Here is a 17519-nt window from a genome sequence, read left to right as displayed (position 1 = left end):
CCATCTACCCACATTTGGATAGATGGTTTTTCTTAACCAATCATCAATTTTAGTTTTATATCTGACGGATCAAATACAGTAACCTCATTTTCTTCTTCCATTACTGGAATACCTAATTCTCTTAATGACGCCACAGTCTCTTGTCGTTTTTCTTCGCTTGGAAAGACAATTGAATAACTTTCGATGCCTGTTTCTGTTTTTTCAGCGTGTTTAATTTGTGTCCCTGACCAAGTGTTTAAGGCAATATGATGATGATAGTTTGAATCAGATAAAAACAATGCCTCTCTTCCATATCGACTGACCACATCAAACCCAAGCCCATCAACATAGAACTCTTTATTTTTTGCTAAATCATTCACTTGCAAATGAATATGCCCCATCACCGTTTCTTTTGGCAAACCATTCCAAACTGGGTTAACTGATTCTTTTAATAAATCATCAAAATCAACTGGGTCAGTCGTCATGGTAACTTCACCATTCGACCATTGCCAAACACTCGCCTCTCTGTCGACATAAATTTCAATCCCATTGCCATCTGGATCATTTAAATAAATGGCTTCACTAACTAAATGATCTCCGCCACCAAAACGAGCGCCTAGATGAATAAAATGTCTCACGACTTGAGATAAGTCTGCTCGTTTTGGTAATAGTAAAGCAAAATGGTACAAGCCTGTTCGTTGTTCTTGTTTTTTGTTGATAGTTTTTGGTTGGGTAATCGTTAACAAAACATCCTGACCATTTGTCGTAAATGACACACTGTTTGATGTCTGTTCTTTTATGTTTAATCCTAATACTTCTGTATAAAAACGTTTAGATTTTTCTAAGTCGCTCACTTTAAGTGCAACATGACTAACAAAGGTAACTGGATTTTTATGAAATGACATATGCTTCAACCTCTTTCTTTTGTATAACTCTTACTTTATGTAAGTAACTATACTACTAAAAATCAGCTAGCACAACTAACTTGCTTCATGATGTTATTTCCCGAATACTAGTGTCACTTTCGCACCTGTTTGATTTTTTTCTGGACGATTTTCGATGAGTAATGTCCCATGATGTCGTTCAACCATTTCTTTCACATGATACAAACCTAAACCATGAGAAGTCGTATTATCTAGCTTACTTGACATATATTTACTAGGTGATGAGGCTAAAAATAAATCCGAAAATCCTGTTCCTTCATCTGTTATGGTCACTCGATACTCTGTCTCTAAATCTCTAAAATCTAATGTAATCGTTGAATTTAGGTTAGAATGCTCGATTGAGTTACTGATTATATTTTGTAACGCCATCGTGACATTTTCAGTTTCTAGTGGAATAGAACTTGTGTCAGTTTCCATTAGGCTAAGTTGTCGTTGATGAGTGTCACATAATAAACGTGCGACATCAATCCAACGACTTAACACCTCTTCACTCACTGGCATTTTTTCTTCAGTGACATGACTTGAAATCTGTTTTAATCTTTCAACGTAAACTTCTAATCGTGATACGCCTTTTTCAATATCTTTCACCCGTTCACTTGAACTAGCAGTCAACGCTTCTTCATCTAACAATTCAAGATTCCCTTTTATTAACGTAATGGGTGTTCTAATATCATGAGTCACTGACTCAATTAAGTCTCGTTTCGTTTCTTGCATTTGCCACTGTTCTTGCAGAGATTTCTTTAAATCATTTGCCAATAAATCAATGGTAGATAATACGTCATTAATTTCTTTATAGTCACTGTTTATTCTTGGATAATCAAGATTTTGTTGCTGAATGTAGACACTGGCTGTTGATATTTTTTTAATCTCTCTTTTTAGTATCTTAGTTAATCTCACAATCAAAAATAAAAAACCACTTATCCAAACCAAAAAAACAACGAGCCAATAAAAACCTTCAAAATGTGGAATCAACTGATTAAGTTTTTGTGATGCAAAGAATGGACTTAATTTGTAGCTGACAACTAGTTCTTTATCATTTGTAGTGTAGTATCGAAACACTCTTGCCCCAATAAAACTATCTTTTGACGCTCTTGCTGTTTCTTGTGCTTTTTTGACATAAGGTTGATAAGTCTCACTGATGTTACGATCCACCACTTGCCCATTTTTAATATACTCATACTTATAAAAAAACGGCAGTTGTTCTGGTGTCCAACTCTCAGATTTAAAGTCTTTTTCAACTTTACCCAACTGACTTTCAGGGTAATTAGCTGGGTAAACAATACCAGTATTGACCAATATATTTAGTAGTAAAAAGAAAAAAATCATGACGAAAAACGTATAAAGTAACTCCATCACAGCGTATGTTGTGACCAAACGAGTCAGTCCTTTTCGATTTGCCATTTATACCCAACTCCCCATACTGTTTTAATTGGATTAATGCCAACTAAATCAAATTTTGCTCGAATCTGCTTCACTCGTTCTGTAATCGTTGTTTGACTATCTCCCACTGCTTCTAATCCATAAATAGACGTATAAAGCTGTTCTTTTGAAAAAACTTGCCCTTTATTTTTTAATAGTAATTCACATAACTCATATTCACTTGAGGTAAGTGATACTTTCGTTTCCTCGTAAAAAAACTGCTTGGCAATCAAGTCACAGGACACCGGATAATCAATCAGTCGATGATGCTTTTGTCGTTGCTCTCTTCTTAGATGAGCGGCAACTCGTGCTCTTATTTCTTTGATAGAAAAAGGTTTGGTCACATAGTCATCCGCCCCTAAAGCAAATCCTTCAAGCTTATCTTTTTCAAAATCTTTTGCTGTTAAAAGAATGATTGGGGCATCAATTAGTTCTCTGTACTGTTTTAAAAAGTCAAAGCCTGACATCTCTGGCATCATCACATCTAATATCACTAAATCATAATGCTTTAACTCATCAGGATTAACTCTATTTGCACCTAATTTAGTCTCCACTGTGTACTCTTTACTTAACGCATTTTCTATTAGTTTTAATAAATCCTCGTCATCATCAATGACTAATATTTTCATCACTATTCCTCCAATCGTGTGACACCATCCCACTTATTATACCAAAGTGACAATCCCCATAGTGTGATTGCTATTACTAAAACTGTCCCTATTAACACTAGACTGACAATATGAAGACTCATTGTTCCTTTGCCTACTTCAAAAGTTAATTTAATTGGCCAAGTAAAGGGTAAAAACAGCCACACTCTCTCACCCAAATTCGTTGTCCCAAGTAAGATTGCTGCTAATGTTATTAAGCATCCTACCAAAATACTACCAGTATAATTAAATCGTAAAGATAAATACTGATAAATAGCAATCATCGGCATTAATGTCATTAACAGGATAACTGTTAAGGTAATAACTTGTATCAGGTTAAACTCACTATTTGTAACAAGTAAGGAAAAAATAAAAAAACTCACTGCTAAAAGAATAATCACTAGACAAATCAGTGTGATAAAAACAAATCGGGTAAAAAATACTCGTCGTCTGTCGATGCCGATTCGTAAATCGTTGGCATAATGACTGGCTATTTTATCAGGGTCATAAATCATTGGGACAAGAAGACTTAATGAAAAAGTCGATATAATGGCTAACATCGCATAAAACGAGAGAACTTCTTGTCCTTTTAAAGTCTTTGAAAAAAAGAAATACAAACACACGATAAGTGAATATAAAATTGGTGCAAGGATCATCAACACTCTCACTGGAGTCCTTTTAGTGCGTAGCCAGTATGATTTTAAGAGATTAGTCATGGTCTTTCCTCCTAATAATAATGGTCAAAGTAATTAAAATAAGTAGATAAACCATTAAACTTAACATAATACCTAAATAAGTTGCATGAGTAGTCATCAATGGATTCTCCTCAGTTAAAAATGTGCCATTTGGATGGACCCCTATAATTGGTGCAAGCATACGTAAGCTATATGCCCATGGGAAAAAGACCCATTTTGATTGGACTGCTATTAACGCTGAAGGAAAAACCAATAAAAAGTTTATTAAGATAACCACCACTTTTTTATGAACGACATAAAATAATAAAAATGACATGCCAACAACAGGCAAACTACCTATAAAAAGTGTGATGGTAGCCATGATTAAGGTCTTAATGTGAATTGTTTCCTTAAAAATAAATATCCCTAATCCATCTGCCAGTACAGAAGATAAAATTAACATAACAAATAATTCAGCTAATACCACCACATTTTTTGCAAACAACATTTTACTTCCACTGACTCCCAAACTCTTTTGACTAACAAGGTGTGATGGTGTTTCCTTACTGCAACTATTGACTACCAATAAACTTAATATGACAGGTAAAATCAAAATTGGATACCAATTAAAGGTCGTTGCCATCACGTAACTTTTACCAGTTGGTGCTACTCCCATTAGACTGACCATCAATAAATTAAACACTACAACAATCACTGGAACAAGTTTCATCAAGGTCGCATTAGCAGAACGTTTGTCTTTAATGAATTCTGCCTTTATATAGTTATTCATAATCCTTACCATCCTTTTTGATGATAGTCATAAACAAGTCTTCAAGATGAGTACCCGTCATATCATTTTTCCCTTCGTAACGTAAATGTCCATGATTGATGATCCCTACTTTATCAGCAACTTGTTGTACTTCACTTAAAATATGACTGGACAAAATCACGGTTATTCCTTGTTTTGAAAATGATTTGATTAACTCTCTTAATTCTTGTATCCCAACAGGATCTAAACCATTTGTTGGTTCATCTAAAATCAATAACCTTGGTTGATGAATCAATGCCATCGCAATGCCTAAACGTTGTTTCATCCCAAAAGAAAAATCTTTTGCTAGCTTTTTTCCAGTGTTTTCTAACGACACAACGGATAGAACCTCTTTGATACGTGTTTTTTCTATATTAAGTAAGGTCGCTAAAACGTCTAAATTTTCATAAGCTGTTAAGTTAGGATAAATAGCTGGACTTTCTATAATCGCCCCTATCTCAAGTAAATCAGATTGGTTTAATTCATGTGAGTCAAAGTAAATCGTTCCAGAATCTGGTTTAATTACTTGAGTAATAATTTTTAATAAGGTTGATTTCCCAGCCCCATTTGGTCCTAATAAGCCATAGACTGTGCCTTCTTCTATCGTTAATGAGATATTATCTAAAACAGTTTGATGTTTAAATTGTTTTGATACTCCTTTTATTTCAATTATGTTTGTCATCATATGTCCTCCTTTTGATGACTTAACTATAAAGGGTAAATATAATGAAATTATAATGAAATAAAAACAGCAAAAAATAATTCATAAACAAAATGAAAAAGAACAAAAAAACACCTAATTTGCTCGATTTGAACAAATTAAGTGTGTGATTTATTGATAAATTGCTTTTATAGGATCTAATTTGGCTGCATTAATAGCTGGTATAACACCAAATATTAACCCAATTCCTGCTGAAATAGACGCTGAGAGTATTGCCATACTTGGACTAACAATTGCTGTAATACCATCTGCAAAAGTGGAAATCAGTGTTGCAAGTCCCCATCCAAAGAAGATCCCAATGACGCCACCAATTAGTGTAATAAACGCTGCTTCTAATAAAAATTGTAATAAAATAGTAATGGGTTTTGCCCCAATGGCTCGTCTAATCCCAATTTCTCTTTTACGTTCAGAAACAGACACATACATGATATTCATCACGCCAATTCCACCAACTAAAAGTGAAATAGCTGTAATAAATAATAATCCTGTTACAACTGCTTGAAGCATCGATTCAATTTGTTGTCGTGCTTGTTCATTTGAACGATCTTCTTCAAATGTTCCAACTAAATTAGGGTGTTGTTCTTTAAGTAATGTATTTGCTTGATCAATAACGGCTTGTCTATCACCGTGTTCTGTCATTTTTAATTTGATTGCATTGATTGGTTTATTCTTTGCAAGGTCATTAAACGCTTTTTTAGGTACTTCGTCAAAAAAGGCGGAATCATCCATTATCATGGCACCATCATCAATCTTAGGCTTTACACCAACTACCAAAAATTTTATACCATCAACATCAATCGCTCTTCCAATAATATCTTTAGGTTTTCGGATGCCTAGCGTTGATTGCATGGTATCATACGTGATGATAATACTATTTGATTCTAATTGCTCAGTAGTAAAACTATTTCCAAAACCAACTGGTGTATTCGTTTTACTTGTTGCCACAATTTGACCACTACCTGAAGTGTCAAAATAGTTTAGTGTACTCGTCACCATCTCTTTAGCACCGAATCCAAACCCATAATCAGCACTAATGGTATCAACACCATCGAGTCCTCTTAACAGTTTTAAATCAAGTTTGTCAAACGCAAACGGCTCTTCGTCTTGAAAGCCAATACTATCATCACTCTGATCAACCTTATAGATTAGACGAATCACGTTAGCATCGGTAGATTCCATTACTTTTAAGCTACTTTGCTTCATCCCTTCACCGATTGCTGATACTGTCACAACAGCTGTGATTCCAATAATAATTCCAACCATCGTTAAAAAAACACGTAGTTTATGTGCCCTTAAACTTAAGAAAGTACTTAATAATAGATTTTTAAGCATTGATAAATTCCTCCTCGGTAAGGAATAAACCATCTTTCATATAAACCACTCGTGTGGCATACTTTCTCATATCAGGATCATGAGTGACCATGACAATTGTTTTTCCTTCTTTATTTAAATTAGACAAGATACTCATAATATCTTCACTCGTTTCACTATCAAGGGCTCCTGTCGGTTCATCTGCCATAATTAATAGCGGATCATTAACTAAGGCTCTAGCTATGGCGACACGTTGCTGTTGTCCTCCTGATAACTCAGTCGTTTTAGAAAACTCTTTTCCTTCTAGACCAACCATAGCTAAATAGTCTGAGGCGATTTGACGACGTTCTTTTTCTTTTTTCTTTCCACCATACACCATTGGTAATTCAACATTTTGAATCACATTTAACGATTGTATTAAGAAAAATTGTTGAAAAATAAATCCGATGTATTCGTTTCTTAAAGTCGATTTTTGATTTTCAGTTAATTCTGACGCGTCTTTATTATCAAAAATATACTCACCATCTGATAGTTGATCTAAAAATCCAATAATATTCATGAGCGTCGTTTTTCCACTACCGGATTTCCCCATAATCATGATAAATTCGCCTTGCTCAATAGTAAGGTTGAGATTTTTTAAGACATGCAGTGTTGATTTGCCGACTGGATAGTATTTATTTATATCATTTAACTCAACTAATACTGGGTTGTCGTGACTCATTATTTTTCTCCTCCTTCATTTTCGGTAACTTCACCTCCAGGAGTTGGTTCACCTACTGTTAAAGATGCTTTGGATGAAATAATGACACGATCTAAGCCTTCTAATCCACTTGTTACGATAATTTTATCTTTTGATGCCCCTTGATCGGTCGTTTCAACTACCCGTTTTGCAATTGTGCCAAAATCATCAACGAGTACATAAACTTCTTTCGTTTTATCATCTACTTTTACGGCTTCTTTTGGTATTTCTATTTTTTTATCTTCTAGCTTAATCGAAGCTTGTACATGGAATCCTTTGCGAATTTCTTTTGCATCTTTTAAACTTAATTTTACTGTGTAAGTTGATAAAGAATTCCCACTATTTGATGCACCACCTTCTGTTGCTTGCTGGGTATTTGGAATATTAGACACATAAGTGACTTCACCTTTGTATGGTTTATTATCCGCAATGGTTCTAACGTCCGCTAATTGTTTTTCTTTAACTTTTTCTAAGTCTTTCTCATTGACACTACCTTCAACATAAAAATCAGTTGATGATAACGTTAAAATGGCACTATCTCTGTTTTGGTCTTGTGGAATAATAACCTGACCGTCAAAAGGTGCAATGACTTTATTAACCTGTTTTTCGCTTAATTCATTAATTTGTGTTTGTAATTGACTCATTTTAATATCATAACTACCTAAATCATATTTTAATTCTATGCTTTCTTTCGATACAGGGCTACTGGCAGCTTCTCCTGATTCTGAGGTTGACACATTATTCATTTCATTTATTTCAAGTTGCATTTGTCTTGCAGCTTTTTCTTTTTCGGCTTGTGTTGATTCAATTTGAAATTTCAAGTCTCTAATTTGAGAGTCTGTTGTCTCATCTAAGTATTGATAAAGCACTGTATCTTTTGTGACATTTTCACCATTTTTTACGTTTAAATCACCCAATTTACCTAGAGTTGTATCTTTGGTAAATTCTTTTGACATAACAGGAGTTACCACACCATTAATAAACACTTGATCAACATTTTCAACGGTATAAAACTCAATTTTTTCTTCTTCCTTTGTGTTTACTGGCTCTTTTTTCGATAACACCATTTTCCCACCGATTGCAGCAATCACTACCAACCCAATAATACTCCCAATAACCACTTTTTTCTTTTTTGACATCCTCAATAACTCCTTTTTCATTAATAATTTAAGTATACCTAAAAAAAGCATTGGAAAAATCAGTCGATGGTCCTATTGTGAGTGAGTATAAGAAAAGGGAAAAGTCCGCCTTGACCTATGAAAAAATAGGAAATTTGACCCTGAATGAGCAGCGAAGCGCGCAATGGCGAAAAGTTATCTTTTTTTCACTAGGTCAGGACTTGGGAGCTAGACATTGACGGCTGAACTTATAATCCCCTAGTCTATTAAAAAAACTACCTAGTTTTCACTAGATAGTTTCAACGTTATTTAAATAAGTTTGAGAAGAAATCTTTAATCTTTTGCCAAATTCCTTTTGCTTTTTCGACATTTTCTTCTGACAATAAATTATCTTTAAATTCTTTACCATTTTTCACAATGTCATCTTTAAACCCAGATAATTGACTGGTTAATTCTTTATCTGTGATGGCACTTGTATTAGTAAAGTTCACCATGTTATTGACGACTTGCGTTTTTAGTTCTGGTGTAATGGCTTCTTGCAGGCCGTTTTTCTCAATTTGTTCGTCAACCACATTGGTTACTTCTTGTTTCTTTTTCTCATCAGACATGTCACTTAATTTCTTATTAATTTTTTGTAATTCCATTTGAATATCAGCTAACATGACTAAGATGTTTTCTGAAGAATAATCTTTATTATCTTGGTTTTGTTGATCAATGGCAGAAACCACTTGCATTTGATCTTGTGCTACTTCACGCTTTTCATCACGCTCTTTTTGTTCTGTTTGATTAGAGGCAGGATCTACTTCATCATAAATCTTATAAATACCAGCTAATGCACCACTACCATCCATTGGTCGAACGCTTGCAATACGAATGTAGGCATCATACACACCACTTGTAATCGCTGCTGAACGATACATTGCTTCAGTTCTTGCGGTAATTTTATCTGGTGTCACAATATCTACGGTAACACCTGACCCACTTTTTGTACGAGCAATCAACGCACTTGAATAAGCTTTTGACGAACTGGTAAATTCTGGAACGTCGGTCACATATTTCACTAAATCATTGCCATCAACAATGTATTCATTTATATTCTGAGTGTTTGCTCCACTTAACATGGATACTTTACTCAGGTCTTTTGTTAAAATATCACGTGTTTGTTGCTTTTCAGCATCTGTTAAGCCATTACCTAATGCGATATTTGGAATATCCCATCCTTCATCTTTCGCTTTTTCTGCAGCCGAAACTTGCGTACTTAATCCAACTGTTGAAAGTAGTGTAAGACCTAGTAAAATCTTTTTAAATTTATTCATAACATCACCTTTTCATTTTTTAATTCATTACAAATGTAACACATCTATTCCTTATTTCCATCCATCTTTAGAATGAATTAAGTCTTTTTATTGATTATTTAACATTCTTTTAAAAAAATCAATTAAAAACAAACGCACTAGCTTTAACTAGTGCGTTATTATTTTTATTCTAAAAAGTCTTTTAATTGTTTAGAACGAGAAGGGTGGCGTAATTTTCTTAACGCTTTTGCTTCAATCTGACGAATTCTCTCACGAGTCACACCAAATACTTTTCCGACTTCTTCTAATGTACGAGTGCGTCCATCATCTAAACCAAAACGTAAACGTAAGACATTTTCTTCTCTATCAGTTAATGTATCAAGCACACTTTCTAATTGTTCTTTTAATAATTCGTAAGCTGCATGTTCAGCTGGACTAGTTGCATCTTGATCCTCGATAAAATCACCTAAGTGCGAGTCATCTTCTTCTCCAATAGGTGTTTCAAGTGAGACAGGCTCTTGAGCGATTTTTAAGATTTCACGTACTTTTTCAGGTGATAAATCCATCTCTGCTCCAATTTCTTCTGGTGTTGGTTCGCGTCCCAAGTCTTGTAGTAATTGACGTTGGATACGAATTAATTTATTGATTGTTTCAACCATATGAACTGGAATACGAATCGTTCTTGCTTGATCGGCAATCGCACGCGTAATTGCTTGACGAATCCACCAAGTCGCATAAGTAGAAAACTTAAACCCTTTTTCGTGGTCAAACTTTTCAACTGCCTTCATTAATCCCATGTTCCCTTCTTGGATTAAATCAAGAAATTGCATTCCACGACCAACGTAACGTTTTGCAATACTCACCACTAAACGTAGGTTAGCTTCAGCTAATTCTTGTTTTGCTTCAGGGTCACCTTCTTTAATACGTAGCGCTAAAGCAACTTCCTCGTCAGCTGTAAGAAGTGAGACACGACCGATTTCTTTTAAGTACATACGAACGGGATCATTGATTTTTACCCCAGCTGGTGCAATTAAATCTTCTTCTTCTTCTTCTTTTTCTTTTGTCTTCTTAGATTCTTGATTTTTTTTAGCGACACGCAAACTATGTTCACTTGGCTCGCCTTTTTCATCCACAACGCTAATTCCTGCGTCCTCAACTTTTTCAATCAATTCATCCATATCATCAGCATCTAATTCATAAGGAGTAGCTAATTTATTGGTTAATTCATCATAAAATACTGAACCTCTAACTCGATTTATTTTGATGAACTTGGTTACTTCTTTTTTGTATGCGGCATCTTTTTCCATTTTTGACATGATGGACTCCCCCTTGTATTATCCCCAATTACTTAATTCTTTTTGCAATTGGATAATTTCTAATGTTACTTCCATTTCTTTGATAGAATCACCTATCTGTTTGACCTCTTGTTGCTGTTTCTTTAAAGCGTTTATTTTAGACTGAATACTTGCTTTTTCTATCACTTGTAAACAATCACTAATCTCCCGGTCATTACTTTGTTCACTAAAATTTTGCATGGTAATAGTTATTAATACATTACGTAAATTGTCTTCTTTCAAATAATTAATAAAATCTGCCAATTCAACTCGACCATACAATTCATAAAAACTTGCTATATGTTGAAATAATTCCTGATAGGCATCATGAATAAATGAAAAGTTAGGCTGACTGATTATTTTTTGAAATGTTGTCTTCTCATTTAACGCACGAAATATTAATAACCTTTCGGCTTTTTCAACCACATCTATGTTTCTAAATTCCTGTGTTTTAGGAACGATGGTTTCTGGCCTTCTAGGTATGATTTGTTTAAAAGCTTGCTGCTTATTATCTTGTATTAATTGATTTAATTGAAGTTGTAACGTTTCTTTAGAAAGGTTAAATTCTTCTGATAGTTGTGTTAAAGCGAAATCTTTTTCAATAACAGATGGAATCATAGCTAACTCTTTTAACACAAGCTCTAGATAAGCTAAAACATCTGATTCGTTTGCCAAATTAAAATCTTGCATCAAATAAACGCGTTTAAACTGAAACACAGTTTGTTTATGGTGTAATAATTCGTTTTCTAAAGCATCTGTTCCATACATCATCCGATAATCATCTGGATCTAGTTTATTCGGTAAACTGACTACCTGAACCCCGATTGCGGTATTTTTGGTCAATAATTCAATTGCCCGGTTGGTCGCATTGATGCCGGCTGAATCACCATCATAACAAATCGTCACATCTTCGCACACACGCTCTAATCGATGAATTTGTTGCTCAGTTAAACTTGTTCCCATAGTGGCGACAGCATTTTTAACACCAGACATATAAGACGCCATAACATCCATAAATCCTTCAAATAAATAAACCTCATTTGTTTTTCTAATATGAGGTCTAGCTAAATGAAAATTATAAATCACTTCTCGCTTGTTAAATATCTCCGTTTCAGGACTATTAAGGTATTTAGGCTGCTTTTTATCCTTATCTGGTTGATCTGTTGGCATCTGCCTACCTGAAAAACCAATTGTTTTGCCTTTAGCATCCTTTATTGGAAACATGACTCGATTAAAAAACCGGTCCATCAACGTGCCATCATCTCTTTCGACAAATAAACCTGACTCATCAAAAGGACCGTCTTTAAATTCTTTTTGCATAACTTTTAATAAAATGTCTCGGTTGTCAGGAGCAAAGCCTAACTCAAACGCATCAATATATTCTCGAGAAATACCTCGTTGTTCCAAATAAGTCATAGCATCTTTACCAACTTCTGTATTTACCAGAATATGGTGAAAAAAACTTTTAGCATGTTCGTGCATCTCAATTAATGTCTGATGTGTACTATTTTTGGGTGTTTGTTGCACACCAGAAAATGACGTTGTTGGCAAAGATACATTTAGTGGTTCAGCTAGTTTCCCAACTGCCTCAGGAAATGATAATCCTTCTACTTCTTGAATAAAAGTAAACACATTTCCACCCTTACCACATCCAAAGCAATGAAAGATTTGTTTATCCTCTGCTACGGTAAACGACGGTGTTTTTTCATTGTGAAATGGGCATAAGCCTAAATAATTTTTACCAGATTTTTTTAATTGAACATAGTTTTCAACGACCTCAACAATATTTGTTTCTTGTCTAACTGTATCAATTAATTCTTGAGGGATTAATTGTGGCATATTGATAAGTCATCCCCTTTTTACATAATTAAGTCAGAAAAGTCGCACTGAAATCAGCGCGACCACGACATAACTCTTCATAATAAATTATAACATAAATCATTTAGTTTGCAACAATTTGTGCTTAGTTAAAAGATCCCATTTTACCCGTAATTAATTTATCTAAAATGAGCTTACCAATAATCGAACAAATAACAAGTACAACAAAAACAGGTAATGTAGTAGCATTTAGCCAAGTGATTTCTAATAATGATGTAAATAGCATTGCCGCTACAAACGTTCCAACAGTTGTTGTCACCGCTAAAAATAATCGGAGTGGATTAAATGGCAAACACGCCTTAATAACTGCCATAGCACTAACAGCAATCAACATGTAATACATTAATGTTGTTTGATCGATTCCTGTAATGCCTAATTTTGGAGAAACAAAATAGATCACTAACATATTAATGACTACTAACAATGCATTTGGCAACGCTCGTCGTAGGGCAGTTGGTAAAAATTTTGTCGTAATTTTACGTTTGTCAGATTCAAATGATAAGAAGAACGTAGGATAGCCTTCTATTGCTAAATCAAGCAACGTAATTTGAATCGGAATAAATGGGAATCCAATTGCTGCTACCATACAAATAATGGACAAGATAAATGAGTAGATAGTTTTAATAAAAAAGATACTCGCAACTTTTGTCACATTATTAACCACACGTCGACCTTCAAACAACACATCTGGTAAGGTAGTAAAATCAGAATTTAATAAAACCAAATTAGCCATTTGACGTGTCGCATTATCCCCTTCAGCCATGGCAATACTACAGTCTGCCTCTTTCATCGCTAAAATGTCATTCACACCATCACCCGTCATAGCAACAATATGGTCTTTTTGTCTTAGTGCTTCGACTAACCATTTTTTCTGTTGTGGACTCACTCGACCAAACACAGTATAGTCATCCACAATAGCTTTGACCTCTTCTTCTGTTTCAATCGTTGATAAATCAATATATTCCTCATAGTGATTTAGACCGGCACGTCTTGCTACATTTGATACAGTAATTGGATTGTCACCAGAAATAACTTTTAACGCAACCCCTTCACTGTCTAGATAAGCCAATGTCTGTTCTGCATTTTCTCGAATAGCATCTTCAATAATTAAGACAGATAATGCTTCAACATTTCCTACTGTATCAGTTAGCTGAGTGGCTGATTGATCGATCCCTAAAAGAAGGACTCGACTACCTTGTGCCTGCGCTTGATAAATTTCTTGTGGTAATTTATCTTCTGACACTAAACGTTCTGGCGCTCCAAGATATACACATCCCACGCCTTCAAACAGTACCGCTCCCCATTTTCTATCTGATGAGAACGCTAAAGTATCTAATACATTTAAATTAGTTGACGTTTGATAATAAGAACGCAAGGCTTGCATGGTCAAATTATTATCATCTGTCGCATTAATATAGTTTTCCATTAAATTGGTTGTGTTTATTTCTTTGAATGATGGATTGACATCAATCACTTCTGACACCAACATGTTTCCCTGCGTAATCGTACCAGTCTTATCTAAACACAACACGTCCACATGTGCTAATGTTTCAATTGAGTGCATGTCTTGAACCAATACTTTTTTCTTTGTTAGTTTGACCACACCTGTTGCTAAAGCAATACTAATTAATAACACCATTCCTTTTGGCAGCATACCTAGTAAGGCAGCAGCAGATGACACCACAGATAATTTCAAATCACTTTGTCTTAAAAAATACGCTTCTAAAAACAAAATCATACCCAAAGGAATGATAATATAACTGGTAAATTTTGCCACTTTTCTGATCGATTCAACTAATTCAGAAGTGACTGGTTTATGAATTTTAGCTTCTTCAGCGATTCTGACGGCATAATTATCTTTTCCAACATGAACCACTTTGGCCACACATTGACCACTTGTGACATAGCTTCCTGACATAAGTTGACTGGCAGTCGATTTTTTGATTAAATCAGCCTCACCTGTTAATAACGATTCATTTACCTCAACATTTCCAGACAAAATTTCCATATCAGAAGGAACTTGTTGGCCTGCAGATAAAATAACCACATCATCTAATACTAATTCAGTGGTGGGAATGCCGATTGTTTGATTGTCACGAAAGACCTCAACGTTTTCTTCGTTCACAATCGATAACTGTGACACAAGATTTTTCGCTCGAATTTCTTGTGATACTCCAATGACCACATTTAAGATAATAATAGCCATAAAAAACAGATTGCTATAAGCTCCAACTAAAGCTAAACAGATAGCAATCACAACATTTAACAAATTAAATAAAGTAAAAACATTGTCATAAATAATCTCTTTGTTGCTTTTTGATGTATCAGAAACATAATCATTCACTTGTCCCTGACTAATACGCTGGTTAACTTCCGCTTGGGTCAATCCTTTTTCATTCATTCTCATTATATTTACTCTCTCTTTTCATGATTTCTTCCATTATTGTATAGATTTTTTCGGCAAATTTAAAGCTTCTTAACAAATAATTAAACTCCTAACTAGAAAAGCTTAGGAGTTTAATCGTCGTATTATGTCTTAGTCAGGTTTGTATCACTCACCAGGCAAGGATGCATATTTTCCATTACTAATCGCAAATACTAAATGAGCGTTTGTTGCGATATATTGATTATAAGCATTTGCATGAACAATTTGGCCTTTTTCTTTATCTGAATCCACATAATAGACTTCATACGTGACACAAGCCCCTTTTGAATTAAAGTTATCGTAAATTAATTTAGGGATATCTCCTTCTAATTGACCGAAGAATGATTTAATATATGGTCTTCCAGAAGAATAAACAACATTGACGGCTTTTTCATCATTTCCCGTTAATTTTTTTCCGGCTTCAATAGACTGAGAAATCAATTGGCCAAAAGGAACACTATCGGAAAAAGCTTCTTTCGTCATAACTTGTAAATCACTTGTTGCATTGGTTGCTTCTTCAATTGAATAGTTAGCAAAATTAGGCACAACGACAGCTTTTCCAACAGAGATAGAAACACTCATAGACTCCTGTTTAGCTATCTTAGTATCAGGATCTACTGTTTGAGAGACAACTAATCCAGCCTCAATTTTATCAGAGTCCACTTCTTTATAATCGACTTTAATATCGTTTTTCTTAGCCCAATCTTCTACATCACTTTTAGATTTCTTACTAAAATCTGGGACTGAAATATTTTTTTCAAACACTTCTTTTCCTTTAGAAAAATAAACGTTCGCGATATCTTGTCGTAAATAATTTTCCTTAGTGACTTCTTTGTCTGTAAATTCAAGCTTAATAAATTTACCTTTGTCAACTTTATCATTGTATTCATCAATAAGGGAAACATTATCCGCTTTATTTTTACTTATCCATTGTTCAACTTCTGATTTAGACATTTTTTCAAAATCAGGTAACGTGATTTTTTCTTTGGGATTAGCCCCTTCACTGACTTTAAAGGTGATATTAGACCCTTTTTTTAATTTCTTATTTGGTGCGACAGATTGACTAATCACACCATTTGTTTCGACTTTGGTAGAATACTCCTGTTCGATTTTTGGCTTCATTCTATTTTCTGATGCCCAGTTTTTAGCATCAACAACCGTTTTATCAGAAAAATTAGGAACACTTACACGTGTCACCTGGTAATAAATAATATAACCAATGAGTAGTAAACCAACAACCGAAGCCCCAATCACCGCTTTGCGTTTAGTTTGTTTGCTCTGATAATCTGGATCGATTTCAATATCATCTTCAAGTGATTCTTCCTCTATTGGAACAATAGATTGGTTAGGAATAGGTTGGCTCTTTCTTTTTCTCTTTTTTTTTCGTCTTATTTTTCCTTCATGTTCTGGAAGGACTGATTTGTTGCCATCGACGTCATCAGATAATAAATCGTCCTCTAATTCTGCATTCTCTTCTAATTGTTCCTCTTTTTTACTTTTTTTATCATTTAATATTTGTTTATAATTGTCATGTTCGAAATTTGATAGAAAGTCAGACATTCTCTTTTAAAACTCCTTTTCTAAGAAGATAGGAATGATCTGATTGCAATGCTATTTCCGGCGAGTGAGTAACTACAATCACGCATTTATTATGTTTGTGAGCAAGCATTTTAAATATTTCCACAATCTCTTGTTCCATCTCTTCGTCTAAATTACCAGTTGGTTCATCAGCTAAAATAACATCAACGTTTGTTGCCAACGCTCTAGCAATTGCCACACGCTGTTGTTCGCCACCTGACAATTGCGTCACCAATCGTTTAGCTTTATCGTTTGATATGCCCATATAATCTAATAGATTCATAGCTACTTTTTCCTCATTTTCTGGCAATTTATTATCCGTTATTGCCATTGGAACCAACACATTTTCAACGGCTGTTAAATAGGGAATTAAATTATAATGTTGGAAGATAATACTAATATAGTCACGACGATATTCATCATAACCTATTTTTTCTATATTTTTTTTCTCGTAAAAAATACGTCCTCCCTGTGGTTTATCCAATCCGGCTAAAAGAGATAAAAAGGTTGTCTTACCAGACCCAGATTGCCCTACAATGCTGTAAAATTGACCTTTTTCAAAGGAGACATTCATATTTTTTAAAATAAAGCGCCGTGTATCACCATCTTGATAATAGTAATTTAATTTACTTGCTTTTAAGATTGACAT

The 17519-nt window shown here is 34.4% G+C and carries 15 protein-coding genes; all 15 read right to left on the bottom strand.

The features are described 5' to 3' along the window. Nucleotides 1-32: 32 nt before the first annotated feature. Entirely contained in the window at nt 33-884 is an 852-nt protein-coding gene (locus MN187_RS04595; RefSeq protein ID WP_242094493.1) for a VOC family protein, read from the bottom strand. Between the two features lie 93 nt (nt 885-977). Beyond that, nucleotides 978-2324, bottom strand: coding sequence for a sensor histidine kinase (locus tag MN187_RS04590; RefSeq protein ID WP_242094490.1), 1347 nt, complete (start codon nt 2322-2324; stop codon nt 978-980). Then, the gene (locus MN187_RS04585; RefSeq protein ID WP_277756518.1) at nt 2303-2971 is read right to left on the bottom strand and encodes a response regulator transcription factor; all 669 of its coding nucleotides are present in this window, start codon (nt 2969-2971) and stop codon (nt 2303-2305) included. The genes MN187_RS04590 and MN187_RS04585 overlap by 22 nt, the downstream gene beginning before the upstream one ends. Before the next feature lie 2 nt (nt 2972-2973). After that, nucleotides 2974-3705 carry an ABC-2 family transporter permease gene (locus MN187_RS04580; protein WP_241698963.1) on the bottom strand — a complete coding sequence of 244 codons (732 nt, stop codon included), beginning with the start codon at nt 3703-3705 and terminating at the stop codon, nt 2974-2976. After that, nucleotides 3698-4453: a lantibiotic immunity ABC transporter MutE/EpiE family permease subunit gene (locus MN187_RS04575; protein WP_241698962.1), complete on the bottom strand. Its 756-nt coding sequence runs from the start codon at nt 4451-4453 to the stop codon at nt 3698-3700. Before MN187_RS04575 ends, MN187_RS04580 begins: the two co-directional genes overlap by 8 nt. Continuing rightward, nucleotides 4446-5153 carry a lantibiotic protection ABC transporter ATP-binding protein gene (locus MN187_RS04570; protein WP_117972248.1) on the bottom strand — a complete coding sequence of 236 codons (708 nt, stop codon included), beginning with the start codon at nt 5151-5153 and terminating at the stop codon, nt 4446-4448. Before MN187_RS04570 ends, MN187_RS04575 begins: the two co-directional genes overlap by 8 nt. Nucleotides 5154-5303: 150 nt before the next feature. Continuing rightward, nucleotides 5304-6524, bottom strand: coding sequence for an ABC transporter permease (locus MN187_RS04565; protein ID WP_241698961.1), 1221 nt, complete (start codon nt 6522-6524; stop codon nt 5304-5306). Further along, nucleotides 6517-7224, bottom strand: coding sequence for an ABC transporter ATP-binding protein (locus MN187_RS04560; protein WP_117972246.1), 708 nt, complete (start codon nt 7222-7224; stop codon nt 6517-6519). Before MN187_RS04560 ends, MN187_RS04565 begins: the two co-directional genes overlap by 8 nt. Further along, nucleotides 7224-8381: an efflux RND transporter periplasmic adaptor subunit gene (locus MN187_RS04555; protein ID WP_242094488.1), complete on the bottom strand. Its 1158-nt coding sequence runs from the start codon at nt 8379-8381 to the stop codon at nt 7224-7226. The genes MN187_RS04560 and MN187_RS04555 overlap by 1 nt, the downstream gene beginning before the upstream one ends. 284 nt (nt 8382-8665) lie before the next feature. Next, on the bottom strand, nt 8666-9676 hold the full coding sequence (locus MN187_RS04550; RefSeq protein WP_117972244.1) for a DUF1002 domain-containing protein: 1011 nt from the start codon (nt 9674-9676) through the stop codon (nt 8666-8668). Nucleotides 9677-9840: 164 nt separating this feature from the next. Further along, nucleotides 9841-10962, bottom strand: a complete 1122-nt coding sequence (gene rpoD / locus MN187_RS04545) for an RNA polymerase sigma factor RpoD (protein WP_241699213.1) — start codon at nt 10960-10962, stop codon at nt 9841-9843. Nucleotides 10963-10989: 27 nt separating this feature from the next. Further along, nucleotides 10990-12828 carry a DNA primase gene (gene dnaG, locus MN187_RS04540; RefSeq protein WP_117972243.1) on the bottom strand — a complete coding sequence of 613 codons (1839 nt, stop codon included), beginning with the start codon at nt 12826-12828 and terminating at the stop codon, nt 10990-10992. Between the two features lie 124 nt (nt 12829-12952). Further along, the gene (locus MN187_RS04535; RefSeq protein WP_199500881.1) at nt 12953-15274 is read right to left on the bottom strand and encodes a cation-translocating P-type ATPase; all 2322 of its coding nucleotides are present in this window, start codon (nt 15272-15274) and stop codon (nt 12953-12955) included. A gap of 144 nt (nt 15275-15418) precedes the next feature. Then, nucleotides 15419-16852: a PASTA domain-containing protein gene (locus MN187_RS04530; RefSeq protein WP_242094486.1), complete on the bottom strand. Its 1434-nt coding sequence runs from the start codon at nt 16850-16852 to the stop codon at nt 15419-15421. Then, nucleotides 16845-17519 (bottom strand): ABC transporter ATP-binding protein, encoded by a 675-nt coding sequence (locus MN187_RS04525; protein ID WP_117972241.1) that lies wholly within the window; start codon nt 17517-17519, stop codon nt 16845-16847. Before MN187_RS04525 ends, MN187_RS04530 begins: the two co-directional genes overlap by 8 nt.

Origin of the sequence: Vagococcus sp. CY52-2, assembly GCF_022655055.1 — a bacterium.
Classification (GTDB): Bacteria; Bacillota; Bacilli; order Lactobacillales; family Vagococcaceae; genus Vagococcus.
Note: the sequence above shows the minus strand (reverse complement) of the source record. Positions and strands in the feature narration are given on the sequence as shown.